Source organism: Klebsiella sp. PK18 (assembly GCF_057784655.1).
Map to the genome: position 1 here is coordinate 2,528,308 of NZ_CM173493.1, position 25,114 is coordinate 2,553,421.

Here is a 25,114-nt window from a genome sequence, read left to right on the forward strand (position 1 = left end):
TTTGTCCCGCGGCTTTCCGGGCGGCATAGTGATGGCAGGAACATGACCCGGAGCGAGGAGGAAGGGTGACACGTAACCGATTATTGCTGGTTCAGACCGGCACGCCGCCGGCAGCCATCCGCGAGGAGCATGGCGATCTGCCGCACTGGTTCCGTACGCTGCTGGCGCCGTGGCAGGCGCAGCTGACCGCGGTGCGGGTGTTTGAAGATGAACCGCTGCCGGCGCCGGATCGCCAGACCGTGGCGGTTCTCACCGGTTCGTGGGCAATGGTGTCCGATCGCCTGGCATGGAGCGAACGGACCGCCGACTGGATCCGTCAGGCGGTGGCTATCGGCATGCCGCTGTTCGGCGTCTGCTATGGTCATCAACTGATGGCCCATGCGCTGGGCGGTGAGGTGGCTTACCATCCTGCCGGGCGGGAAAGCGGCAGCAAAACGATTGCGCTTTCGCCGTGGGGTGTCGATGACCCGCTGCTGAGCGGCCTGCCAGCGACATTCCCCGCGCATTTGAGCCATTTGCAAACCGTGACCCGTTTGCCGGAGGGGGCTACCGTGCTGGCCGCATCCTCCCACGATCCCCACCAGATTGTGCGCTACGGGCCGCAGGCGGTCTCCACGCAATTTCACCCGGAATTCACCGCGCCGATTGCCCGCTCGCTGATCCGCTACCGGGAGGCGGTGCTGCAGGCGGAAGGCATCGACCCACAACAGTTACACGACGACGTCCAGGAGAGCCCGCAGGCCGCGGCGATCCTCACCCGCTTCGTCAGCGACTTTCTGACCCCGGATGCCCCCGGCCATTAACTCCCTGTCGTGAACAGCACTCGCCAGCGACGACGCCGGCGGGTCATCTCACGCCACAGGGCGACCACCTCTTCAACGCGCAGCGCGTCAGCCGCCTGCGGCGTCACCCCCGGCAAGTTATACTCCTGGCGCAGCGCGTCCAGGGCGCGCACCTTCGGCGGTACCCGGGAGCGGGCCTGAGCGGCCAGCCGCTGCTGTAACAACCTGAAGGTCGCCTCATCCATGGGGTCCAGCTGGCGCAGAAAGGTTTTACAGCAGCGGAGGAGTTCTCCGGGACGGCGTTCCGGGGACTGGAGCGCCATCAGCAGCCCATCGCGATCGGCAACGCGCTGATAGCGGCAGCTCACCACATAGCCTATCTGCTGCTCCACCCGCAGGCGCTGGAAAAACGGCGGCTCGCAGAACTGCGCCAGCACCCGCAGGGCCGCCAGCGAAGCACCTTCCGGCAGCGGAATAAAGACCAGCAGCGCCGCGCCTTCCCCGGGGAAAGCCAGCCGCTCGACGCCGCGGCGGCAGGGGGCCGGAGCGGGCATCGGCGGATTAACCGGGACGGTAAGCCGGCTCAGCTGACGCGCTACCCACTGCGCATCTTCCGCGCTGCCGCCGGTCAGGGCCACCAGCCAACCTTCCTGGTGCGCTGACGTACCCAGCCGTTCGGGGAGCTGGGCGATGAGATGACGGATCGCAATACTCTCCGGCGGTGGGGGCAGCGGGGCGACCGGGAGCGCGAGCTGCCGCACGATGGCCTGCAGAATCGCCTCCGGCCGTTGGCCGGACGCAGGCAACTGCAGGATCAGCTGCCAGCTACCGTCGAACAGATGCCACTCGCCGTGTCCCCCGGCATGGCGCAGGGCGGCAAGCAATGAACGCAGCTGTTCCCCGCGCGCCAGCCCCCCGGCCGGCGTGGGCGAGCAGTAGAAGGGTGGTCGCAGCAGGAGCGTCGGCGGCTCTCCCGGTGACGGGAGGTGACGCAGTGGCGCGGCTTCCGCCGGGCTTTCGGCCTTGAGGTCGCCAGCGGTCTGCGGATAAAAAGCGAATGCCAGCGCCGGGTCAGAGACCGGACGTGGCGACCATCGGCTGAGTGGCAGGCTAAAGCCCTGGGTGGCTACCGTTGCTCCGGGGGGCTGCGTCTGGCAGGCCAGGCTGACCGTGGGGGCGGCCAGCAGGGCGGCGCAAAAATCGGCGAACCCGGTGGGCGGCGCCCCGGGGGCAAAGCCGAATGCCCGCTGGCGCAGCTGATCGAGGGACGACAGCGCCTGAAAACGGCGCCGGGACAGCTGATAGTAGTGTTGCTGCTGCTCAGGCGTCGTCTGCTGTAGCGCCTGCAACCAGTGGGTTATCTGCCGGTCGACCTGTTCCGGCCGGTCGCTGGCGAAAATCAGCGCCAGCCAGCCGAAGTGCTGATCCTGATACAGCCAGTTCAGCGCCACGTCCTCGGCCATCCCGCGCTGGCGCAGGCCGGCCATCAGGCTACCGGGGGCTTCATCCAGCAAAAACTCGCGCAGTAACGTGACATTGTCACTTAAGGCGATCAGCGGGCAGCGCCACAGCGCGGGCTGGCTGGAGACGGCCAGCTGCAGTTGAGGGGGCTCGCCCAGACTGAGCGGCGGCGCTGGCGGCGGTGCCTCGCCCGGGGCAAGCCCGGTGGCGAAACGGGTCGCCAGTTCGCCGAGCACCTCCAGCGACTGCGGCCCCTGCAGCCAGAGTTGCATCCGGCGGGCGACGTAGTGGCTGCGGTGAAAGTCACGTAAGGCCGCCTGTAGCGCGAGGAAATCCTCCCCCAGCGACCCGGCGTCGCCGACCTGAAAGCGGCGAAACGCCGCGGGCGCGATGGCGGCGTGACGCACGGCGGCTTCCCGTCGCGACAACTCATGCTGTTGGATCAGGCGGTTTTCGGCGTCGATAACCGCGACTTCGCGTTGAATATCGTCCCTGAGCAGCAGCGGCGCCTGCAGCATCTCCTGCAGGCGCGCGACGCCGTCAGCCAGATCCTCGGCGGCGACCTCGAAAAAGAAAGCGCTGTGGCGGGACAGGGTGGTGGCATTCACATTCCCTGCCTGGCGCTGCACCCAGCCCATCAGCCGTTCATCATTGCGGTAGCGCTCACCGCCGTAAAACAGCAGGTGTTCCAGCAGGTGCGCCAGACCGGGGGAGCACGACGGTTCGTGGTGGCTGCCGGCGGCAACCCGCACCAGGGCCGCCGCGCGATCGGCCTGCGGCTGATGAACCAGGGTAGCCTGCAGGCCGCCCGGCAGAGTGACAGTGCGGGTCGCCAGCGTCATTACAGTTCCCGGGTTTTGTAGATAAGCTGCGAGCGGGTACGGTTGCGGAACTGCAGCTGGCTGACTTTGATGTCGCTGCAGGCCGCTTCGCGCCGGGCCTCAAGGATTTTGTGATGATGTGGGGATTTGCTGCACACCGGGTCGGCGTTATCGGCGCTGCCGGTCAGCATAAAGGCCTGACAGCGGCAGCCGCCGAAGTCTTTCTCTTTTTCATCACAGGAGCGGCACGGCTCCGGCATCCAGTCATACCCGCGATAACGGTTGAAGCCGAACGAGTCATACCAGATCGATTCCAGACTCTGCTCCAGCACCGACGGGAACGCCACCGGCAGCTGGCGCGCGCTGTGGCACGGCAACGCAGTGCCTTCCGGAGTGACGCTGAGGAAAATCGATCCCCAGCCGCCCATACAGCCTTTCGGGCGTTCCTCGTAATAGTCCGGGGTGACGAACAGCAGGTTGGTGAGGTTGCCGCTGGCGGCCATTTTCTGCCGGTAATCGGCGACCACCTGCTCGGCGCGAGCGATCTGTTCCCGGGTCGGCAGCAGCCCTTCGCGATTAAGAAACGCCCAGCCGTAAAACTGGCAGGTGGCGAGCTCGACGTCATCGGCCTCCAGCTCAATGCACAGCTCGATAATTTTATCGAGCTGGTCGATGTTATGCCGGTGGAGGACGAAGTTCAGCACCATAGGGTAGTCGCGCGCTTTTACCGCTCTGGCCATCGCCAGCTTCTGCTGGAAGGCTTTTTTATTGCCGGCGAGAGCGGCGTTGAGCACCTCATCGCTGGCCTGGAAGCTAATCTGGATATGGTCCAGTCCGGCCTCGCTGAAGGCGTCGAGTTTGCTCTCGGTTAGCCCAATTCCCGAGGTGATCAGGTTGGTATAGAACCCGAGGTCGCGCGCGGCGCGGATCAGCTCCGGCAGATCTTTACGGGTCAGTGGCTCGCCGCCGGAAAAGCCCAGCTGTACGCTGCCCATCGCTCGCGCCTGGCGAAAGACCTCGATCCATTGTTCGGTGGTCAGCTCCTTTTCCTGCCGGGCGAAGTCCAGCGGATTGGAACAGTAGGGACACTGCAGCGGGCAGCGGTAGGTCAGCTCCGCCAGCAGCCACAGCGGCGGATTGACGGCGGGTTTATTCTGGCTCACGGCAGGTGATCCACTTCTGTTGACAGGCGATCTGCAGGAACTCGACGACGTCGTCATCGACGCCGCCGGCTTCCGGGAAACGTTCGTTAAGCATGGCGATAATCGCCGCGACGTCGCGCCGGCCATCGACCAGCTCGAGGATCGCCGCGGCGGTCTCATTGAGTTTAGCCATTCCCTCCGGATAGAGGATCACATGGCTCTCCTGGGCGGCTTCCCACTGCAGTCGGTAGCCGCGACGAAAGGCAACGATGGACGTTTTTTGCATGATTACACCAGTCGGGTCGTGTGCCAGGCCGCCTTGTCGGTGACCGTGTGATAGGGCGGGCGCTGCAGAGCGTAGGCCATGGTCATGGCATCGAGCATCGACCACAGGATGTCGAGCTTAAACTGCAGGATCTCCAGCATCCGGTTCTGTTTTTCAGCGCTGTCACAGTAGGTCTTCGCCAGCGCCAGACCATGCTCAACGTCGCGGTTAGCCTGGCTCAGACGACTGCGGAAGTAAAAATAGCCTTCCTCTTTGATCCACGGATAGTGCTGCGGCCAGCTGTCGAGGCGCGACTGATGGATCTGTGGGGCGAACAGCTCGGTCAGGGAGCTGCAGGCCGCCTCCTGCCAGCAGGCGCGACGAGCGAAATTAAGATAGGCATCCACCGCGAAGCGCACGCCGGGCAGCACGTGACGCTCGCTGAGCAGGTCGTCGCGGCTCAAACCGACTGCTTCCCCCAGCCGCAGCCAGGCTTCAATCCCGCCATCTTCGCCGTGGCTACCGTCGTGGTCGAGGATCCGCTGCACCCATTTGCGCCGGGTCTGCGCATCCGGGCAGTTGGCCATAATCGCCGCGTCTTTCAGCGGAATGGTGGTCTGGTAATAAAACCGGTTCGCCACCCAACCCTGAATTTGCTCGCGGGTCGCTTCGCCGTTATGCATGGCGATGTGGTAAGGGTGGTGAATATGGTAGAAGGCGCCTTTAGCCCGCAGAGCCTCTTCAAAGGCCTGCGGCGACAGCGTGTCGGTGATCAGCATGCGGTATCCTGAAGGGTGATTGCCATCCCGTCCCAGCTCACTTCAATCCCCTGTTGCGTTAGCGCCTGGCGCTGGGGAGACTGTTCGTTAAGGATCGGGTTGGTGTTATTAATATGAATGAGAATTTTGCGTTTTGCCGGCAGGGAGGCCAGCAGGGCCATCATCCCGTGCTCATCGCTGAGCGCCAGGTGTCCCATATCGCGACCGGTATTGCGCCCGACGCCGGCGGCCTGCAGCTCGTCATCCTGCCAGACGGTGCCATCGATCAGCAGACAGTCCGCTTTTTGCAGCCACGGCAGAAGGGCTTCATCCGGCTCACCCAGCCCCGGGGCATAGAACAGCGTCTGCCCGTTGCGGCGGTTTTCGATAAACAGCGCCACGTTATGGCCCGGCAGCGGCCGGTCGCGATACGGCGAATAGGGCGGCGCGTTGCTGGCGATAGGCACGGCGGTAAACTGCAAATCAGGGCAGGCGTCAACGGTAAAAGGCTGCTGCGGCGCGATGGGATGATGCACCAGGCCGCCGTTCCAGTGTCGCAGCATGGTAAACACCGGGAAGCCGGTGGAGAGATCCTCATGAACCTCCGGCGTGCACCACACCTGGTGCGGGCAGCCTTCGCGCAGGCTCAGCAACCCGGTGGTGTGGTCTATCTGGCTGTCGGTGAGAATAATGCCGCCGATAGACGTCCCGCGCAGTACGCCGGGTTTATTTAACTCGGGGGTATGGGCAATCTGCTGGCTGATATCCGGCGAGGCATTGCACAGCACCCACTCTTTGCCGTTATCGCTGACGATGATCGACGACTGGGTGCGGGCGCTGGCCTGAATGGTGCCGTTGCGCAGACCCTGACAGTTGGCGCAGTTGCAGTTCCATTGCGGGAAACCGCCGCCGGCGGCGGAGCCGAGGACTTTAATGAACATGAAGACGGACCGGGTAATGAATGAAGGTGCCCGCGCGAACGGCGGGCGGGGCGATTAACGGTTAGAAATGTACAGCGTCACTTCCAGACCGAGACGTAAATCGATAAAAGCAGGTTTCTTCCACATGTTGTGTTCCTCTTAAAAATGACGACAGGCCTCACGGATAATGCTGGATCTGTGACGGCCGCCGCATATTGCGCTTCACCGGGAGAGAGATCAACCCGGAATCTGTAAGGAATTAACTTTATGTTTACAATATAACCTATTGTTGCCAAACCTTTTTTAATACCCGCAGCCAGTTGTTCCACAGCAGCTTATCCAGCACCAATTGATCATAGCCATTGTCCCGCAAGGCATTGATAAGCCGCGGTAAGCCGGCCACATCGCCCAGCTCGTCGGGCAGGGTGATGCCGTCAAAATCCGAGCCGAGAGCCACATGATCCTCACCCATTATGTTAATAAGATAGTCGATATGCCGGACAATGGTGGTTATGGGCGTGTCGCTGTCGCGCCGTCCGTCGGCGCGCAGGAAAGCATTGCCGAAATTGACGCCCACTACGCCTCCGCTGTCGCGGATCGCCCGCAGTTGCCGGTCGGTCAGATTGCGCGGCTGTGGGCACAGGGCGTGGGCATTAGAGTGGGTGGCCACCAGTGGGGCGGTGGAGTGGTGGGCGGTATCCCAAAAGGCCTGTTCATTCATGTGCGAAACATCGATCTGCATCTTCAGGGCGTTGGCCTGAGCGATGAGCGCAATGCCTTCGCGAGTGAGACCCGGCCCGCTGTCCGGGCTGCCGGGAAAGGCGCCGGTGACCCCGCAGCCGAAGCGATTGGCGATGTTCCAGAACGGACCAATGCTGCGCACCCCGGCGCGATAAAAGGCCTGCAGATCTTCGCCTTGCGCGTCGAACCCGCCAGCACCTTCGATGTGCGCCACCATCGCCAGCGCGTTATCCTGGCGACAGCGTTCGATATCCGCCGCGCTCAGGCACAGCCGCGCGCGACTGGCGTCATGGGCGCAAATCGCCTTGAGGATAGCCAACTGCTGCCAGAGGATCGCCAGCGGATCCCACGCCTCGCTGGCGTACTGCGGCGCCACGCGGGCGATATACTCCTGCGGCGGCACAAAGAGGGCGAACAGGCCGCCGGCCAGCCCGCCCTGGCGGATACGCTGATAGTCGAGATGGCCGTTTTCTATCCCGGCAAAGAAGGCGCTTACCGGATCCTCACGATGGTGAAGCCAGAGATTCAGCAGCAGGTCATTGTGACCATCAAAAATCGCCATAGCGGGTACCTGCGTTCTTAAGTGGTGAAAAATGCCTGCCACGGTAACGGATTTATCTCCTGGGGCAAGCATAAATTCACATGCCCGCAACAATTGCCAACCTCGACTCTGTATCACACTGTATCTCGCGGCGCAGCGCTGACATTAAGAGATAAAAATGGCCCCGGTCGGGCACATGGCAGATACAAATTTCCGCTTTACTGGTCACGTACTCTCTTGATGATGATAAAAGGTGAGAAAGTGATGAACAGATTATCCCTGATCCGCTATACCAGCGCCGCGGCGCTGGGGTTATCCACCCTGTGGTCCGCTGCCGTTTGCGCCGCGGAAGACGCGGGGGCGTTCGACAAGATCCACCAGATCCGCGCCGGCGACCTGAATATAGGCTACGTGGATATCGGCCCGCGCGACGGCCAGCCGGTGATCCTGCTGCACGGCTGGCCCTACGATATTCAGAGCTATGCTCAGGTGGCGCCGGCTTTAGCGCAGAAGGGTTACCGGGTCATTGTGCCGTATCTGCGCGGCTACGGCACGACCCGTTTCCTCTCCGCCAGCACGCCGCGTAACGGTCAGCCGTCGGCGATGGCGGCCGATATTGTCCATCTGATGGACGCCCTGAACATCAGGCAGGCGGATCTGGCCGGCTTTGACTGGGGCGCGCGCACGGCGGATATCGTCGCCGCGCTGTGGCCGCAGCGGGTGAAATCCCTGGTCTCGGTGAGCGGGTATCTGATCAGCAGTCAGCAGATTGGCGAAAAACCGCTGCCGCCGCAGGCGGAGCTGTCGTGGTGGTATCAGTTCTATTTTGCCACCCCGCGCGGCGAAGCCGGTTACCGGCAGAACACCCACGACTTTGCGAAATTTATCTGGCATCAGGCGTCGCCGCAGTGGAAATTCAGCGACGCGACTTTTGCCAGAACCGCCCGGGCGCTGGATAACCCGGACCACGTGGCGATCACCATCAGCAACTACCGCTGGCGCCTGGGGCTGGAGAAGGGGGAAGCGAAGTATGCCGGCTATGAACAACGGCTGGCGGCGCTACCGCCGATAACCGTGCCCACCATCACCCTTGAAGGGGCGAATAACGGCGCGCCGCATCCGGCTCCCGCCAGCTACCGGGCTAAATTTACCGGAAAATATGAACACCGGGATCTGCAGGGGGCGGTGGGCCATAATCCGCCGCAGGAGGACCCGGCAGACTTTGTCCAGGCGGTGGTGGACGCTGACCGTTTGTAATCCGCGCCTTGCCGGCGGCGCGACGTTGCGCTTCCGGCAACACGGCTTATGCTTGTGAAGAGTTTATTTTGCCGCAGGAGCAGCCTTTGGAGCGTATTGACCACATCCTGGTCGTCGATGACGACCGCGATATTCGGGAACTGATTGTCGACTATCTGGAAAAATCGGGATATCGCGCCAGCGGTGCGGCGAACGGCAAAGCCATGTGGTCGGTGCTCAAAAATCATCAAATTGACCTGATTGTGCTGGATATCATGATGCCGGGCGAGGATGGCTTAACGCTCTGTCGCCAGCTGCGCGCCAACCCGCAGCAGGATATTCCGGTGCTGATGCTCACCGCCCGCACCGATGACAGCGACCGGATCCTCGGCCTGGAAATGGGGGCTGACGATTATCTGATTAAACCCTTTGTGGCCCGCGAACTGCTGGCGCGCATCAAAGCCATTTTACGCCGCACCCGGGCGCTGCCGCCCAATCTGCAGATCACCGAGGCGGGCAGACTGATCGCCTTTGGCGACTGGCTGCTCGACACTGCCGCCCGCCACCTGCTGGATGACAGCGGCGCCATCGTCGCCCTCAGCGGGGCGGAGTATCGGCTGCTGCGGGTGTTTCTCGATCACCCCCAGCGGGTATTGAACCGCGACCAACTGCTGAATCTGACCCAGGGACGCGACGCGGAACTGTTTGAGCGGTCAATTGACCTGCTGGTGAGCCGACTGCGCCAGCGGCTACGGGAGGATGCCCGCGAGCCGGCCTACATTAAAACGGTGCGCAGCGAAGGCTATGTGCTGTCGGTGCCGGTCTCCATCCGCGAGAGGCATGAATGAGGTTTTGGCCCGCCTCGCTGCAGTCGAGGCTGATGGCGCTGCTGTTTCTGGCGCTGCTGCTGGCGAATACTTTAACCCTGTCGCTGCTGTTTTATGAGCGCATGAGCAGCGCTCGCAGCGTGATGCTGGGCAATCTGGCTTCCGATGTCGCCACCAGCGTGGCTATCCTTGACCGCCTGCCGGCCGCTGAGCGCCCACAGTGGCTGCCGAAGCTGGCGCGCGGCAATTATCGCTATCTGCTGGGCTCCGGCGAGCGCGGCGACTACCCGGACAGCTGGCGCGCCCGGGACGCAGCCCGCTCCCTGCAGGAGGCGCTGAGCGCGCAGTACCCGGTAAGTATTGTGACGATCCCCGGCCCGCGGCAGCATATTCAGGCCCATATTACCCTCCACGACGGCGCCCCGTTGACTCTCGATCTGTGGCCGAAGCTACCGGCCATCGCCCGCTGGCTGCCGGTGGTGCTGATCGCTCAGTTTGTTCTCCTGCTGGCCTGCGCCTGGTATGCCGTTCGCCAGGTGTTGCTGCCCATCACCCGTTTTACCCGCGCAGTGGACGCCCTTGAACCGGCCAGCGACACGGCGGGAACCATGGCCGAGCAGGGGCCGGAAGAGGTCCGCCGTGCCGCTCGCGCGTTTAACGCGATGCAGGCGCGCATCCACGACCATCTGCAGGAGCGGGCGCGGATCCTCGCCGCTATCTCCCACGATCTGCAAACCCCGATCACCCGAATGAAGCTGCGGGTGGAGATGGCCGACCAGCCGGAACTACGCGATAAGCTGCTGCAGGATCTCGACAATATGACCCGCCTGGTGCGGGAGGGCATCGCCTTCGCCCGCACCTCGCAGCCACTGGCGGAGGCGCGCCAGCGGCTGAACCTTGACGCCTTTCTCGACACCATCGTCTGCGATTATGTCGATGTCGGCCGGCCGGTGCGTTTTTGCCCGGAGGAGACCGCCGGGGTGGTGTGGATCCCACCGCAGGCCCTGCGCCGGGTGATGACTAACCTTATCGATAATGGGTTGAAATTCGGCACCACGGTCACGGTAACTCTGACCCGCGACGCCGCCGGGGATGTCACCCTCCATGTACTGGATGAGGGGCCGGGGATCCCGGAGGCCGCGCTACAGGCGGTGCTGCAGCCGTTTTATCGCCTGGAGGACTCGCGCAATCGCGATACCGGCGGCACCGGTCTGGGGCTGGCGATCGCCGCGCAGCTGGTCAGCCAGATGAACGGCGCACTGCGCCTGGCCAACCGCCCACAGGGCGGCCTGGACGCCAGCGTTCGCCTTGCCGCGGCGGGATTGTATCCTGCTGTATCTCCGGCGCAGACGGATAACTAAGCCGACAATTCTCCCCCTTTCCCGACACATTCGCCTTACATGGCCTTGCGGTAATGTCGTGGCTGCCACTCTCGGCAGCGACGACATAATGAGGAGAAGGCGATGTCGATATTCATTGCATTTTTGGGCGGAATGTTAACTCTGCTGAGCCCCTGTACGCTGCCGGTGATCCCGCTGCTGTTCGCCAGCGTCCGGGGCCGCCGGGGGCAGCTGGCAATTATGCTGGCTGGAATGGCGCTGATGTTCGGCGCGGTTTCGTGGCTGGTGACGGTCGCCAGCGGCTGGGTGGTGAATCTGACCCTCGCAGGCCGCGGCCTGGCGCTGGCGTTCTTCGCCCTGGTCGGGCTGAGCCTGCTTTCGCAGCGCGTCGCGCAGCGGCTGACCTCACCCGTGGTGGCGCTGGGAAATCAGCTTAACAACGCCAGCTCACGCCAGCGCGGCTGGATCGGTTCGCTGCTGGCCGGGCTGGCGGTGGGCCTGCTGTGGGCCCCGTGCGCCGGGCCGGTACTGGGGGCGATACTCAGCCTGGGCTTTGTGCATCCGGGCCAGGCGACCACCGGCGGGTTGCTGCTGGCCTACGGCAGCGGCGGGGCGCTGATGTTATTCCTGCTGGGGTGGTGTGGTGCAGCATTGATTGCCCGTCTGCGTCGTGGGCTGGCGTTCGGCGAACGGCTGCGCCGGCTGGCGGGGGTGGCGATGCTGGCCTCGGTGGCACTGATCGCCAGCGGCGGCGATCGCTATCTGCAAAGTGCGGGAGGCTGGAGTCAGGCGCTGGAGCAGCGGCTGGCCGCCCGTCTGCCGCAGCCGGAGCAAAAGACCATCCTCCAGCCGATCGCCGCGCCGCAGCCCAGCAGCGCGATGCCCTCCCTGGCGGGAGGCAGCGCGTGGCTCAACAGCCCGGCGTTAACTCCGGAGCGTCTGAAGGGCAAAGTGGTGCTGGTGGATTTCTGGACCCGGGAGTGCATCAACTGTCAGCATACCCTGCCTTACGTACGCGACTGGGCGAACAAATACCGTGCGGCCGGGCTGGTGGTGATTGGCGTCCATACCCCGGAATATCCCTGGGAGCGTTCGCTGCCGCTGCTGCGCCAGGCGGTGAAGGACGGGCGGATAACCTACCCGGTGGTGGCGGATAATGAGTACGCCATCTGGAATGCCTTCGGCAATCAGTACTGGCCGGCGCATTACATTTTCGACGCTCGCGGACAGTTGCGTTATACCGCCTTCGGCGAAGGGGATTATGCCCGCCAGGAGCAGGTGATCCAGCAGCTGCTGCAGGAGAGCAAAGCCTGACCCGCGGCGTAGGCGTCTGGCGGACGGTTCCCTCCAGCCCTTATACCTGATGCCGGGCGGCGCTGCGCTTGCCCGGCCTACTCGAGTGCGCAGGAAGAATGTAGGCCCGGTAAGGCGCAGCCGCCACCGGGCATCGAAGCGGGAATGGTACAGAATGCCCATTGCCGGTGACTGCCGGACGGTTCCCTTTATCCCTTGTGCCTGTTGCCGGGCGGCGCTGCGCTTGCCCGGCCTACATGAGCGCGCAGGGAGAATGTAGGCCCGGTAAGGCGCAGCCGCCACCGGGCATCGAAGCGGGAGAGGCGCTGGATGCCCATTAACGGTGACTGCCGAACGGTTCCCTTCATCCCTTATGCCCATTGCCGGCCGGCGCTGCGCTTGCCCGGCCTACTCGAGTGCGCAGGAAGAATGTAGGCCCGGTAAGGCGCAGCCGCCACCGGGCATTGAAGCGGGAGAGGCGCTGGATGCCCATTAACGGTGACTGCCGAACGGTTCCCTTCATCCCTTGTGCCCATTGCCGGGCGGCGCTGCGCTTGCCCGGCCTACAGGAGCGCGCAGGGAGAATGTAGGCCCGGTAAGGCGCAGCCGCCACCGGGCATTGAAGCGGGAACGGCGCTGGATGCCCATTGCCGATGACTGCCGGGCGGTTCCCTCTCCCTTCAGGGAGAGGGTTAGGGTGAGGGTGAATGGAAGTAGCGTGACACCGTCACATCTCGACCCACCCCTGCAGGGCCTCGGTCATCAGGTCTCCTAGCAGCGCCACGGCGGCGGAATGCTGTCCCTCGCGCGGGGTTTGTTGCAGGTTAACGGCCAGGCTACCTGGCGATGGCAGCAGCCCGGCGACGGTGCGCAGGTTGCCGGGCATGCCGATACGGGTGCGTATCGTCAGCCCCAGGCCAGCCTGTACCGCCGCCCAGATGCCGTTCAGACTGTGGCTGACGAATACCACCTGCCAGGGGATCCCCGCGGCATCGAGACAGGCGATAGCGCGGGAGCGCATCAGGCACGGGCTGTCGAACATCACCAGCGGCAGCGGATCGCCGGAGGACAGCAGTGCACCAATATCCAGGTCAGGATGCGCAATCCACGCCAGCGGGCAGCGGCCCATCCCGGGACCCTGATCTTCGGTTTGCCACAGCAGCGCCAGATCCAGCACCTCTTCCGCCAGCGCCTGGCGCAGCGGACCATTGCGATCCACCCTGGCGACTATCCGCACCTGCGGATGATGCCGTTTAAATTGCCCCAGGATCCCCGGCATCAGCGATTCGCCAAAATCTTCCTGCATACCAAGGTGGATCTCGCCGGTGAGCCGCTCGCCCTGCAGCGCGCGCAGGGTTTCATCATTGAGCGCCAGCAGTCGTCTGGCGTAGCTCATCAGCTTTTCGCCTTCCGCGGTGAGCACCAGATGCCGCCCCTGTTTGGCCACCAGCGCCGTACCGCACTGGCTCTCCAGCTTTTTAAGCTGGGCGCTGACGGCCGAAGTGGAACGCGACAGGCGCAGCGCTGCCTGGGCGAAGCTGCCGCACTCCATGCCGGTCACAAAGCTACGCAGGGCGTCGAGATCCAGTCCCGGTAAGCGTTTCTCCATCATCATCCTCATTTTCAGGATGTTTATCCTGAACGTCGTTATTCTCGGGATAATACTGTGGCATCGCGAAAGGCAGGCGTCAACGGGCCCAGCGACCAGCCAGGGAGCAGAGAACGTCAGTGGCGCGGAAAGAAATAAAAAAGCCGATAAGGAGATTATCGGCTTATTGCAGGTAAGGCTGACAACGGGGCGGCAGGCGCCGCCCGCTAGGGCAGGTTATTGCGCCAGCAGCTCCTGAGCGGTGCGTTCCACCAGGTTAAGCAGCACCTTCACGTCATCCAGCGTCACCACCGGGTTCAGCAGGGTCAGCTTCAGGCAGGTGACACCGTTATGCTCGGTCACGCCAACGTTAGCGCGGCCGGAAGCCAGCAGGGCATCGCCGACGCGCTGGTTGAGCAGCGCGATAGCCGCCGCGTCGCTCTGCGCCATCTGCGCCGGACGGGAACGGAACAGCACGCTCGCCAGCTGCGGCTGCATCACCAGCTCCAGCGTCGGCTGCGACTTCACGTACTCCGCCACGTTTTTCGCCATCGTGACGCCGTGATCGATGATCGCCGCATACTGTTTCTGGCCCAGCGCTTCCAGACCCATCCACAGCTTCAGCGCATCGAAGCGACGGGTGGTCTGCAGCGACTTAGACACCAGGTTCGGTACGCCGTGTTCTTCATCGAACTCGGAGTTCAGATAGGCCGCCTGATAACGCATCAGCTCGTAATGGCGCGCGTCCTTCAGCAGGAAGGCGCCGCAGCTGATGGTCTGGAAGAACTGCTTGTGGAAGTCCAGGGTAACGGAATCCACCAGCTCCAGACCGTCAAGGTAGTCACGATACTGCTCAGACAGCAGCAGCGCGCCGCCCCAGGCTGCGTCAACGTGCAGCCAGATCTGATGTTCCGCGGCGATACCAGCGATGTCGCGCAGCGGGTCGATAGCCCCCGCGTCGGTGGTGCCGGCGGTGGCGACGATCGCCATGATCTGCTCGCCGTTAGCCTGCGCTTGCGCAATCTTCGCTTTCAGATCGGACACGTCCATCCGCGCGAATTCGTCGGTTTTCACCAGCGTGACCGAGCGGTAGCCGAGGCCCATCAGCGCCATGTTCTTCTGCACCGAGAAGTGGGCGTTTTCCGAGCACAATACTTTGTACTTGCGGATATCCCCCGGCAGCCCATCCTGCTGGATGGAGTGCCCCTGACGGGCGAAGAAGGCGTCGCGCGCCAGCATCAGGCCCATCAGGTTGCTCTGGGTGCCGCCGCTGGTGAAGACGCCGGCGTCGCCAGCCGGATAACCGACCCGGGCGCGCAGCCATTCGATCAGCTTCATCTCAATGATGGTTGCTGACGGGCTCTGGTCCCAGGAGTCCATGCTCTGGTTGGTGGCGTTGATCAACACTTCCGCCGCCTGGCTAATTACCAGGCTCGGGCAGTGCAGGTGCGCCACGCACTGCGGGTGATGCACCGACAGGCTGTCTTTCAGGAAGTACTCGATCGCACGATCAATCGCCGCCTGGTTACCCAAACCCTGTTCGTTAAATTCAAGGGAGATACGCTCACGCAGCTCGTCAACGCTTTTCCCCTGATACATCTCAGGTTGCTTCAGCCACTGCACAACGGCCTGGCTGGTCTGCTCGATAACCTGCTGATAGGCTTCAACGCTCTGCGCTGAACCAGCAAGAATCGGATTCAATGTGGACATGGTGGTCACTGACTCCACTCAGACCGGCTTTACGCCGGCGGCCAGCAGGGCCTGTTCGAATTTGTCGAGGAACACATCCAGTTCCGCGTTGCTGATCAGCAGGGACGGCAGCAGACGCAGCACGCAGCCGTGACGACCACCGCGCTCCAGAATCAGGCCCGCTTCGAAGCATTTCTTCTGCAGCAGGGCAGAGAGTTCGCCGTCAGCCGGGTAGCAGCCCATGTGATCCTGCGCTTCGTTCGGCTTGACGATTTCGATACCGATCATCAGACCAAGACCGCGTACGTGGCCAATGACCGGGTAGCGCTTCTGCAGCTCGGCCAGTTTGCCTTTCAGCCACTCGCCCTGGGCAGCGACTTTGTCGGCAATCTTGTTGTCGCGCAGGTGACGCAGGGTAGTCAGGCCGGTAGCCATCGCCAGCTGGTTGCCGCGGAAGGTGCCGGTGTGGTGACCCGGTTCCCAGGCGTCGAACTGTTTTTTGATGCCCAGCACCGCCAGCGGCAGACCGCCACCGACCGCTTTCGACATCACGATGATGTCCGGCTGGATACCGGCGTGCTCGAAGGCGAAGAATTTACCGGTACGGGCAAAGCCAGCCTGCACTTCATCGACGATCAGCAGAATGCCATGCTCTTCGGTCACTTTGCGGATGCGCTGCAGCCACTCAACCGGCGCCGGGTTCACGCCGCCTTCACCCTGCACAGCTTCGAGGATCACCGCCGCCGGTTTACGGACGCCGCTCTCCACATCGTTGATCAGGTTTTCGAAGTAGTAGGTCAGGGATTTCACGCCGGCTTCGCCGCCGATGCCCAGCGGGCAACGATACAGGTGCGGGTAAGGCATGAACTGGACTTCCGGCATCATGCCGTTAACCGCTGCTTTCGGCGACAGGTTGCCAGTGACGGACAGCGCGCCATGGGTCATCCCGTGATAGCCGCCGGAGAAGCTGATCACCGCCGTACGGCCAGTGTATTTTTTCGCCAGTTTCAGCGCGGCTTCCACGGCGTCAGCGCCGGAAGGACCGGTGAACTGCAGGCAATACTCTTTCCCTTCGCCCGGCAGGCAAGAGAGCAGGTATTCGGAGAAACGATCTTTTAACGGGGTAGTCAGATCGAGGGTATGTAACGGCAAGCCGCTGGTAATGACACTTTGGATGCTCTGCAATACATCAGGGTGGTTGTGGCCCAGAGCGAGAGTACCGGCGCCCGCGAGGCAGTCCAGGTACTGTTTGTTATCCGCATCCGTCAGCCACACGCCTTCAGCTTTAGTGATAGCCAGCGGTAACTTACGCGGGTAACTCCTGACATTCGATTCGAATTCGGCCTGACGGGCCAAAAAGGTTTCGTTGTTTGCGTCTAATAAATCGGCACGTAAAGTATCAATACGGACTTTATCCGTCATCATATCACTCCCACAACCAGCATTGCGGTTGAACGCTGGTTGAATAATTGGTCTAAGGAATTGAATTGGCATTCATAAAGCGCGCACAATATATGGCTTTTTAAATCCGCATTCAACGTTTTATTGATTGCGCTATTTTGACGTTATTCTTACCGGGGCAATAATTAACGTAACCTGCTGAATTATAATAGAACAACTGCGTGTCACGATAACCCTTTAAAGTGTAATTATTAGTGAGAAAGTCTCTATATTTTTATTGCCGCTGCGTTAAAACGCTGACGGAATGCCTTCCGTCAGCGATAGCAAGTCTCAATGCAGTTCCACCGCATAATTTGTTAAAGGTGTGACTTTTTTCACCAACTTATTGTTATATAAAAACTGTTCATAAGCTTCGTAGCGCGGTTTATCCAGCGCCGCCGGATCGGTGGCGAACAGCGGCACGGTTTGCAGCCACGCCTGGTGGTTGAGTTCGGTTTTCAGCTCCGGGTGGGCGGCGGCAAACGCCTCCCAGCTCTCCTGCGGATGGGCGCGCAGATAGCTCACTCCGGCCTGCAGGGCGGTGAGGAATTTACGGATCTTGGCCTCATGAATCGCGTCGCGATGGGCGACAATCACCAGCTCGTCATAGGCCGGCACGCCGTAATCTTCGACGTTCATCACTACCGGCGTTTTGCCCTGCAGCTTCAGCTCCTGTGCTTCTATATTACGGTAGCCGCCGATGACCGCGTCCACCTGGCCCGCCAGCAGGGCGCTGGTCAGTTGGAAATTGACGTTAACCAGTTTGATACTGGCCGGATCGATACCCGCGTGTTGCGCCATGGTCGACAGGGTGGCCTGCTCAATGCCGCTGACCGAATAGCCCACCTTCTTACCTTGCAGATCTGCCGGAGTTTTGATCTGCTTATTGAGAGCGATCACCGTGTTCAGCGGCGAGTTAATCAGGGTCCCAACGCGCACCAGCGGTAACCCTTCGTCAGCGAAGAAGTGCACCTGCGGCTGGTAGGTGATGGCCAGATCCGCCTGACGGGCGGCCACCATGCGGGGAGGCAGCGCGGGATCGGAGGGAGGGACAATCTTGACGTCCAGCCCCTGAGCCTTAAAGGCGCCGATCTGCTCGGCCACCATAATCGGCGCATGGTCGGGGTTAATGTACCAGTCCAGCACCAGCGTCAGCGGTTCATTGGCCAGCGCGTGGCCGCTGACCAGGGCCGTCAGGGTTGCCCCGGCGAAAAGCGACTTTTTCATCTGTTTTCCTTTATTACTTCATCTTTATTCCGGTGACCAGTCGATCAGCCGGTGTAGCAGGGTATCTACCGCCAGCCACAGCAGGAGGGTCAGTAGCACTAAAATAAACAGCGCGGCGAAGCAGATATCGGTTTGCAGCCGCGCATTGGCATTGAGCATGACGTAGCCCAGCCCCTCAGCGGAGCCGACCCATTCGCCGATAATCGCGCCGATGGGCGCCACCGCCGCCGCCATCCGCAGGCCCGAGCCCAGCGCAGGCAGGGCAGCCATCAGGCGGACATGCCGCAGCTGAGCGCCGAAGGAGGCGTTCATGCTGCGCGCCAGATCGAGATATTCCTGGTTGACCCGTCGCAAGCCATCAAAGAAGGCGGAAGTCACCGGAAAGAAAATCACCAGCACGGCCATCGCCACTTTGGCGCTCATGCCAAAGCCCAGCCACAGCACCAGCAGCGGGGCGAGGGCAAAGACCGGGATCGCCTGACTGGTGAGGACCAGCGGCATCAGCCAGCGCTGCAGACGCGGAGAGAGGATCATACCCAGCGCCAGGGTGACGCCGAGCGTCACGCCCAGCGCCAGGCCGCTCAGGATCTCACTGAGCGTGATAAGCGTGTGCCAGCCGAGATAGGCGCGATTAACCCACAGCGCCTCGGCGACCGCCATCGGGGAGGGTAAAAGAAAGTGAGGAATGCCGCTGCGGCTGGCCAGACCCCAGAGGATCATCAACCCGCAGAACACCATGCTGCCCCGCCAGAGACGTCCGGTCATGGATGAGCCCTCATCAGTTGCTGCAGCAGGGCGGCCTGGCTGTTCAAGAGATCGGGCGCGTCCGGCGCGCGCGGAGGTGTGCCGGCAAGGTGATGGCTGTCATCGATGTCGCCGTCGGGCGCCGAGAGGACCAGCAGGCGGTGGCTCAGCCGGCAGGCCTCCTGCGGATCGTGGGTGATCAGCACCACCGTGCGACCAGCCAGCAGGGTGGCGGCCAGAGTTTGAATGCGCGTGCGGGTGAGGGTATCCAGCGCCGAGAAAGGCTCATCCATCAGCACGATGGGGCGGTCCTCATACAGGGTGCGGGCCAGCGCGGCGCGCTGACGCATGCCGCCGGAGAGGGTTGCCGGCCGGGCGTCGGCGCAGGACGAGAGCTCAACCTGATCAAGCAGGGCGGCGACCCGGGCACGATCGACTTTTTCACCGCGCAGCCGCGCGCCGAGGGCGACGTTGTCCCGGACGCTCAGCCAGGGGTAGAGCAGATCTTTCTGCCCCATCCACGCCAGACGGCCCTGAATAGGCTGCCCATCGCTGGCGACCACTTCTCCCCGGGTGGCGGGCGCCAGACCGGCCATCACCCGCAGCAGGCTGGTTTTGCCGGCGCCGCTGGCGCCGAGGAGCGACACCCACTGCCCGCCGGGGACCGTAAACGACAGGTTGTCGAACAACCGACGGTCGCCGAAATGCAGGCTCAGGCCACGGACCTCAATACCCGGCGCCGTCACGCCCGGGTCTCCGCCGTCGCGTTGAGGCCCATCTGCCAGAACTGCGCCTCAAGGCGGGTGGCAGTGGTGAAAATCTCGCTCAGCTCAGTGATCCGGGCCTCGCTCCCGCGCTGCTGCCACACCGTTTCCAGCAGCGCCAGCGCGGCGTTGACGCCGTGCAGATAGCCTTCATCGCCATAGTTGCGGATCCACGAGGCGTAGGGGTTATCGTCCAGTCGGGTGGCGGGATGCTGCAGCAGGCCGAGACCGATTTCCGCATAACCGGCCACGCAGGGCATCAGCGCGACCAGCAGATCCAGCGCGTCACCCGAGTGGCCAATATCCAGCACGTAGCGGGTATAGTTAATGGTTTCCGGCGCTTCAGGCTGGGTAGCCATCTCCTGCTCGCTAATGCCCCACTGAGCGCAGTAACCGACGTGCAGCGGCAGTTCGTTGAGGATGGCGTTCATTGAGGCGGCCGCGGCCCGCATCTCCGGCAGCGTGCGCAGTTTACTCACCAGCAGCGCATAGCTGCGGGCAAAGTGGATCAGAAACAGATAATCCTGGGTCAGGTAGCGACGAAATGCGCTTTCCGCCAGGGTGCCCTCGGCAAGCTGCTGGACGAAAGGATGCGCCACATAGTGCTGCCAGTCAGCGGCGGCCAGCTGGCGTAAACGGCCATAAAGACCATGGCTAAACGCGGGAATTATCACAGGACCTCCAGATATTCAGGGGAGATCCGGGCGTGCAGGGGTGTGAACAGGCAATGGCGGTAATGCAGGCAAAATTGCCGACCCGTCCCTTCGCTGGCATGACCCAGATCAGGTTCAAAGGGTTCGGCTTGCGCCATCTCAGCCCTCACGGGACACCCCTCGGTAGCGCTATGTTATACGATATTCACCTTTTGAATACAATCACCGCGCTGCCCTGTATCGCGATGGCATTTTTCTGTGATAGCCAGCACTTTTTCGTATAAAAATAACCAAAAAACAGGCGGCTGCGCGTTGGTGAGCATTATTCTCTTACGTTATATTTTCATTATCCCGTTGTGATAATCCTGTTCGCCACGCGTGTTGTGCGCGCCCCAAAGCCCCGGAGTGAGCATGAAATTTCCGCTGTCCACGCTGGCGCTTCTGTTCCTGTTGTGCCCGCCTGGTGATGCCGCCGATCTGTTCGATGCGGAAGATGGCATGCTCGATATGAGTCAGTATCTCGCGGAAAACCGTTATGGTTTTCTGCCGGTGCCGCTGGCGATCACCGAGCCGGCGATCGGCTATGGCGGAGGGCTGTTTGGCCTGTTTTTACACGGTAAAGGCAGCCGGGAAAGTGGGCAGTTTATTCCTCCGCCGCTTACCGCCTTTGGCGGGGCCGCCACGCAGAACGGGACCTGGTTTATTGGCGGCGGTCATCGCCACACCTGGCAACATGACCACATTCGTTACCTGGTGGGGGCGGGTTACGCTAACGTTAATCTGGATATCTATTCCGGCGATACGGGCGGCTTCAGCCACGGTAAATCGGTGCAGACGGAGACCAAAGGCATCGCTGCGCTGCAAAAACTGCTGTTTCGCGTGGGCGACACGCCGGTATTCCTCGGAGCTTCGCAGGTATATGCCCGAGCGGATGTCTCTAGCGACAACCCGGTGGTCAATCGGGTCTGGCAGCAGGTGCTCGGGCAAAACAGCACCTCTTCGGCGCTGGGGGTGGTGGCGGAATATGACACCACCGATAATATTTTCTATCCTCAGAGTGGGCTAGCGCTGAAGGGTGAATATCGTTTTTTCCGTTCGCTGCTTGGGGGCGATTATCACTACAACACTTTCTCGCTGGACGGGAAGGTTTTTATTCCGCTCAGCCACACGCTGACGCTGGCGGTCGCGGGCAATTATCAGTCATTAACCCACCATGATAACCCTCTGATGCCGATGGCACGTCCCTATATCGCGCTGCGCGGCATTTCGCGCTACCGCTATCAGGGTGACTACGTGGTCACGGCGCAAACCCAGCTGGCCTGGGCCTTCACCCCGCGCTGGATCCTGCAGGGATTCGTTGGCGCGGGGAGCGCCGCTGACACGGCTGGCACGTTAGGGGAACAGTCAGAGGTGGCATGGGGGGCCGGTTTTCGTTACCTGATTGCACGGCAGTACGGTTTGCGTACCGGGATTGACGTGGCGTTCAGTGAGCATGAGCAGGCGGTCTATTTCAATGTCGGTTCGGGTTTATAACTACACATGAGAATAACAATGAGAGCATCCGGAACGGTGTTAACGCTGCTGTTGGCGGCCTGTGGCGCGTCGGCCGCGGAGCAGAGCGAGAGCGACAGCTATTTTCCGATATGGGGCGATGAGGCGCGCGCCCGGGGGTATTCGATCCCGTTACCCTACGGCGTCAACCTGAGCTATATGAATATCCGTCAGGATATCATGGTCGACAGTATTACCTTTTCCGGGCTTAAGCTGGGCAACCATCCCATTCCCAGCGATATGTTCGCCATCGATGCCGGGCACACCCGCGAGAAGAGCAAAACCGAAAACCTGCGCCTCGATATGTGGGTCTTTCCGTTTCTCAACGTTTACGGGCTGGTGGGGCATACCCGCGGGTCGTCTGTCTCCCAGGTCTCCGTGGATTCGGATCCTTCGCAGTTTCGCGGTCTGGATCGGGTGATCGCCGGCGCGGTTCACCAGCTTTATCAGAGCGGAAAACTGCAGGATATTGATTTTACGCTTGATTTCAAAGGAACCACCTGGGGAACCGGCTTTACGCTCGCCGGGGGATACGGCAACTGGTTCGGGTTAGTAGACACTAACTACACCCGTACCGATTTCGATATTCTCGACGGCAGCATCTCGGCGGTCACCGTCTCGCCGCGCGTCGGCTACCGCTTCAGTTTTCAGGGGATCGACGGGCCGTCCCACCTCAGCCTGTGGGTCGGGAGCATGTATCAGGACGTGCAGCAGGAGTTTAAAGGCGATCTGGCCGACCTGCATATGCCGCCAGAGCTTCAGCCCCTGATTGCCGCAGTCAATAAAGACGGCGAGGGGAAATTCGACGTCAAGCAGAAGCTAACCTCACCCTGGAATATGCTGATTGGCGCCCAGTATGAAGTCACCAAAAACTTTAACATGCTGACTGAATTTGGTTTTAACGAGCGCAATAGCTTCTTTGTCTCCGGTGAATACCGTTTTTAACTAAAACTGCTGGCGCCATCTGCCGGTAAGATGCGCGCTCTTTTGTTGTTGTGGAGAGGCTGTTGATGCGTAAAGCCTTATGGCTGCTGTTTGCACTGTCGCTGCCGGCGCTGGCGCAGGATCCGGTGCTGCCCGCTGTGACGGCGATCCATCCGGTGCCCACCCTGGGTGAGCTGCCGCCGCCGGAGTCGCTGCGACCGTGCTGCGCTTTTGGTTACGACCTGCACGTGCGCGCGGTGGGCATCCCGATCCCGGTATACCAGATTGGCAATGTGCTGACCCTGGATACGCTGGGCAAGCACCATTACAACGATAGCGCGTTCGGGGCGGTGAAAAACCTGCTGGGGCTCAGCGAGGAGCAGAACGGGCTCATCTATACCCGTCGCGGCGGGTTTATTGATATCGCCCATGTGCGCGATACGGCGGACTACACCTTCTATCTGTTCAATCGTATTGCGCCGACGCTGGGCCAGGCGGGGCGGATCTTCTACAGTGAAGAGCTGGGCGTACGCCGCGTTCAGCTGAATGCCTTTACGCCGCCGGCGGGCGTCAGGCAGCGCTATCAGCTGGCCGCCTGGCTGGCGGGTCATCTGGCCTTCGAAATTGCCCAATGGCATGAGATTGCCCAGTGGTATGGCTTCCAGTCGGTCCCCGGGTTTTCTGAGGAGATCTCCGCTTTTTCGCCGGAGGATCTCTACTCCAATTTACTCGGCGCCAGGCTGGCGATTAACGTGATCCTCAGCGGCCACGGTGGTTCGCTGGAAGACTATAACCAGGCCATGGATACGGCGCTGAAACAGGCGCTGACCCGACTGATGGTGGCGACGAGAGGGGAGACGGAAGCGATGTTTCAGCGGATCGACGGCGACTGGTGGAACAGTCACCGGCGGGTGCCGGATAAGTTTCTGGTGCTGAAGCGTAACTACGATCTGCAGGAAAATCGGCTGCCGACGCCGGTCCCTTTCGAAACCCTGCCGCCGTATCGCCTGACCATGCCGGAGCAGGTTGGGGGGTTCCGCTTACGCGACCTCGGCGAACTGCAGATCTACCCAGGGCATGATATGCAGGCGCTGCCGGTTCCCGCGCAATACTATGGCGCCGGCGCGTTCCAGGCGCTGGCGGATAGCGCACGTGAGGCGGATAAGACCCAGCTGGCACGAATTGAAAAATAGCCATAAAGGCTCAGGGCGAGCGCCCTGAGCCAGTGAGTTAGCGGAAGTCGACCCAGCAGGCGCCGTTGTCGGCAGACCGTACGCAGTTTTCCACCCAGCGCACGCCGAACGCGCCGGCGCGAGCGTCCGGATACCAGAAGTCGGCCAGCAGCGCTTCGTCGCGACGGTCGGCGGCATCCATGGCGATGGCGAAACGGCGATAGAGATTCGACCATGCCTCAAACAGTCCCTCCGGATGGCCGCCGCCGATGCGGTCATCCTGACGCGCCAGCGGATCGAGATAGTCCATGCCGCGCTCGAGGATACGCACCGGCTCGCCCTGGATTTCATAGCGCAGCTGGTTGGGCTGTTCATCCCACCATTCAAGGCTGGCTTTTTCACCGACGATACGCACCTTTTGCCCGTGCATGGAGCCGCAGTTAACGGCGGAGCTCCACAGCGAGCCGACGGCGCCGTTGTCATACTCCATCAGCACATGGGCGTTATCTTCCAGCGGCGCGCGGCTTTTGACGAAGCTTTGTCTGGCGCACATCAGCCGGGTGATGTTCAGCTGCGGAGCCATGGTTTCAACCAGAAACAGTGGATGAGTGGCCAGGTCGCCCAGAACATAGCTGGGGCCGACAAAGCGAGGATCGACCCGCCAGCGGGTACTGGCGTTTTCCAGCTCCACGGGCTGGGCGTGAAAACCGTGGGCAAACTGCATATTGACGATACGGATGTCGCCCAGCAGCCCGTCGGCGATCATCTGCCGGGCCTGCAGGATCAGCTGGTGGCCGGCATAGCCGTAGGTCACCCCGAGGATCTTGTGCTGCCGCTGGCTGAGCGCCACCAGTTCGTCAGCTTCCTCGCTGCTGAAGCACAGCGGCTTTTCGCACACCACGTGCAGCCCGGCCTCCAGCGCCGCCCGGCAGATGGCATAATGAGTGTTATTTGGTGTAGCAATCGACACCGCCTGAATGCCGTCCGGACGCTCCGCTTCACCGCGGAACAGGCTCTGGTAGTCGGCGTAACAGCGGTCGGGATCTACCCCCAGCTGTTGGCCGAACTGGCGTCCGCGTTCGGCATCAATATCAAAGGCGCCGGCCAGCAGCGTAAAGGTGTTATCACGCAGCGCCGCTGAGCGGTGAATATAGCCGATCTGGCTGCTACCGCCGCCGCCGACCATGCCCCAGCGCAGGGTGCGGTCGAGAGGTTTTAAACCGTTAATCATGTTG

At 61.9% G+C, this 25,114-nt stretch carries 23 protein-coding genes and 1 riboswitch; of the genes, 8 read left to right on the forward strand and 15 right to left on the reverse strand.

Annotated elements, in window-relative coordinates; all coding sequences use genetic code 11:
* Nucleotides 1-65 precede the first annotated feature (65 nt).
* Nucleotides 66-803: a glutamine amidotransferase gene (locus AC3EMD_RS12335; protein WP_049139802.1), complete on the forward strand. Its 738-nt coding sequence runs from the start codon at nucleotides 66-68 to the stop codon at nucleotides 801-803.
* Here the strand turns inward: AC3EMD_RS12335 and pqqF are convergent.
* From pqqF to AC3EMD_RS12370, 7 genes are all read right to left on the reverse strand, one after another.
* Nucleotides 800-3,085: a pyrroloquinoline quinone biosynthesis protein PqqF gene (gene pqqF / locus AC3EMD_RS12340; protein WP_302074122.1), complete on the reverse strand. Its 2,286-nt coding sequence runs from the start codon at nucleotides 3,083-3,085 to the stop codon at nucleotides 800-802. The genes AC3EMD_RS12335 and pqqF overlap by 4 nt on opposite strands.
* A complete protein-coding gene (gene pqqE / locus AC3EMD_RS12345) occupies nucleotides 3,085-4,227 on the reverse strand; it encodes a pyrroloquinoline quinone biosynthesis protein PqqE (RefSeq protein ID WP_008804778.1) in 1,143 nt (380 codons plus the stop codon). Before pqqE ends, pqqF begins: the two co-directional genes overlap by 1 nt.
* Nucleotides 4,214-4,492: a pyrroloquinoline quinone biosynthesis peptide chaperone PqqD gene (pqqD, locus tag AC3EMD_RS12350; RefSeq protein ID WP_008804779.1), complete on the reverse strand. Its 279-nt coding sequence runs from the start codon at nucleotides 4,490-4,492 to the stop codon at nucleotides 4,214-4,216. The genes pqqE and pqqD overlap by 14 nt, the downstream gene beginning before the upstream one ends.
* A gap of 2 nt (nucleotides 4,493-4,494) precedes the next feature.
* Nucleotides 4,495-5,250 (reverse strand): pyrroloquinoline-quinone synthase PqqC, encoded by a 756-nt coding sequence (gene pqqC / locus AC3EMD_RS12355; RefSeq protein ID WP_008804780.1) that lies wholly within the window; start codon nucleotides 5,248-5,250, stop codon nucleotides 4,495-4,497.
* On the reverse strand, nucleotides 5,244-6,170 hold the full coding sequence (gene pqqB, locus AC3EMD_RS12360) for a pyrroloquinoline quinone biosynthesis protein PqqB (RefSeq protein WP_008804781.1): 927 nt from the start codon (nucleotides 6,168-6,170) through the stop codon (nucleotides 5,244-5,246). The genes pqqC and pqqB overlap by 7 nt, the downstream gene beginning before the upstream one ends.
* A 54-nt stretch (nucleotides 6,171-6,224) precedes the next feature.
* Nucleotides 6,225-6,296, reverse strand: a complete 72-nt coding sequence (gene pqqA / locus AC3EMD_RS12365) for a pyrroloquinoline quinone precursor peptide PqqA (protein ID WP_002905689.1) — start codon at nucleotides 6,294-6,296, stop codon at nucleotides 6,225-6,227.
* 136 nt (nucleotides 6,297-6,432) lie between these two features.
* Entirely contained in the window at nucleotides 6,433-7,452 is a 1,020-nt protein-coding gene (locus AC3EMD_RS12370; RefSeq protein WP_072045494.1) for a dipeptidase, read from the reverse strand.
* A 243-nt stretch (nucleotides 7,453-7,695) separates the two neighbouring features.
* On the opposite strand from AC3EMD_RS12370, the gene AC3EMD_RS12375 reads away from it, so the two are divergent.
* The 4 genes from AC3EMD_RS12375 to AC3EMD_RS12390 all read left to right on the forward strand — a co-directional run bounded on the left by AC3EMD_RS12375 (nucleotide 7,696) and on the right by AC3EMD_RS12390 (nucleotide 12,148).
* Nucleotides 7,696-8,688 (forward strand): alpha/beta fold hydrolase, encoded by a 993-nt coding sequence (locus AC3EMD_RS12375; RefSeq protein ID WP_023322671.1) that lies wholly within the window; start codon nucleotides 7,696-7,698, stop codon nucleotides 8,686-8,688.
* Nucleotides 8,689-8,774: 86 nt separating this feature from the next.
* Nucleotides 8,775-9,515: a response regulator gene (locus AC3EMD_RS12380; RefSeq protein ID WP_004180014.1), complete on the forward strand. Its 741-nt coding sequence runs from the start codon at nucleotides 8,775-8,777 to the stop codon at nucleotides 9,513-9,515.
* A complete protein-coding gene (locus tag AC3EMD_RS12385; protein WP_302074125.1) occupies nucleotides 9,512-10,855 on the forward strand; it encodes a sensor histidine kinase in 1,344 nt (447 codons plus the stop codon). Before AC3EMD_RS12380 ends, AC3EMD_RS12385 begins: the two co-directional genes overlap by 4 nt.
* Before the next feature lie 102 nt (nucleotides 10,856-10,957).
* A complete protein-coding gene (locus AC3EMD_RS12390) occupies nucleotides 10,958-12,148 on the forward strand; it encodes a cytochrome c biogenesis protein/redoxin (RefSeq protein WP_302074127.1) in 1,191 nt (396 codons plus the stop codon).
* A gap of 706 nt (nucleotides 12,149-12,854) precedes the next feature.
* On the opposite strand, the gene AC3EMD_RS12395 is transcribed toward AC3EMD_RS12390, so the two are convergent.
* The 7 genes from AC3EMD_RS12395 to tenA form a co-directional block, all read right to left on the reverse strand.
* Nucleotides 12,855-13,748 (reverse strand): LysR substrate-binding domain-containing protein, encoded by an 894-nt coding sequence (locus AC3EMD_RS12395; RefSeq protein ID WP_117107053.1) that lies wholly within the window; start codon nucleotides 13,746-13,748, stop codon nucleotides 12,855-12,857.
* A gap of 204 nt (nucleotides 13,749-13,952) precedes the next feature.
* Nucleotides 13,953-15,434, reverse strand: coding sequence for a pyridoxal phosphate-dependent decarboxylase family protein (locus AC3EMD_RS12400; protein ID WP_162493254.1), 1,482 nt, complete (start codon nucleotides 15,432-15,434; stop codon nucleotides 13,953-13,955).
* A 9-nt stretch (nucleotides 15,435-15,443) separates the two neighbouring features.
* A complete protein-coding gene (locus tag AC3EMD_RS12405) occupies nucleotides 15,444-16,829 on the reverse strand; it encodes a diaminobutyrate--2-oxoglutarate transaminase (RefSeq protein ID WP_302074129.1) in 1,386 nt (461 codons plus the stop codon).
* 306 nt (nucleotides 16,830-17,135) lie between these two features.
* A complete protein-coding gene (locus AC3EMD_RS12410) occupies nucleotides 17,136-18,071 on the reverse strand; it encodes an ABC transporter substrate-binding protein (protein WP_008804789.1) in 936 nt (311 codons plus the stop codon).
* Between the two features lie 24 nt (nucleotides 18,072-18,095).
* Nucleotides 18,096-18,836, reverse strand: coding sequence for an ABC transporter permease (locus tag AC3EMD_RS12415; protein WP_008804790.1), 741 nt, complete (start codon nucleotides 18,834-18,836; stop codon nucleotides 18,096-18,098).
* On the reverse strand, nucleotides 18,833-19,561 hold the full coding sequence (locus AC3EMD_RS12420; protein ID WP_012541643.1) for an ABC transporter ATP-binding protein: 729 nt from the start codon (nucleotides 19,559-19,561) through the stop codon (nucleotides 18,833-18,835). Before AC3EMD_RS12420 ends, AC3EMD_RS12415 begins: the two co-directional genes overlap by 4 nt.
* Nucleotides 19,558-20,253: a thiaminase II gene (gene tenA / locus AC3EMD_RS12425; protein WP_012968150.1), complete on the reverse strand. Its 696-nt coding sequence runs from the start codon at nucleotides 20,251-20,253 to the stop codon at nucleotides 19,558-19,560. Before tenA ends, AC3EMD_RS12420 begins: the two co-directional genes overlap by 4 nt.
* Before the next feature lie 68 nt (nucleotides 20,254-20,321).
* Nucleotides 20,322-20,423: riboswitch (TPP riboswitch) on the reverse strand.
* 220 nt (nucleotides 20,424-20,643) lie between these two features.
* Here tenA and AC3EMD_RS12430 point away from each other — a divergent pair.
* The 3 genes from AC3EMD_RS12430 to AC3EMD_RS12440 all read left to right on the forward strand — a co-directional run bounded on the left by AC3EMD_RS12430 (nucleotide 20,644) and on the right by AC3EMD_RS12440 (nucleotide 23,900).
* Entirely contained in the window at nucleotides 20,644-21,765 is a 1,122-nt protein-coding gene (locus AC3EMD_RS12430; RefSeq protein ID WP_074385777.1) for a BamA/TamA family outer membrane protein, read from the forward strand.
* Between the two features lie 18 nt (nucleotides 21,766-21,783).
* Nucleotides 21,784-22,728 (forward strand): porin family protein, encoded by a 945-nt coding sequence (locus AC3EMD_RS12435; protein WP_302074132.1) that lies wholly within the window; start codon nucleotides 21,784-21,786, stop codon nucleotides 22,726-22,728.
* A gap of 65 nt (nucleotides 22,729-22,793) precedes the next feature.
* Nucleotides 22,794-23,900 carry a DUF4056 domain-containing protein gene (locus tag AC3EMD_RS12440; RefSeq protein WP_023340192.1) on the forward strand — a complete coding sequence of 369 codons (1,107 nt, stop codon included), beginning with the start codon at nucleotides 22,794-22,796 and terminating at the stop codon, nucleotides 23,898-23,900.
* Nucleotides 23,901-23,937: 37 nt separating this feature from the next.
* On the opposite strand, the gene AC3EMD_RS12445 is transcribed toward AC3EMD_RS12440, so the two are convergent.
* Entirely contained in the window at nucleotides 23,938-25,110 is a 1,173-nt protein-coding gene (locus tag AC3EMD_RS12445; protein ID WP_046619929.1) for a Gfo/Idh/MocA family protein, read from the reverse strand.
* Nucleotides 25,111-25,114: the final 4 nt, after the last annotated feature.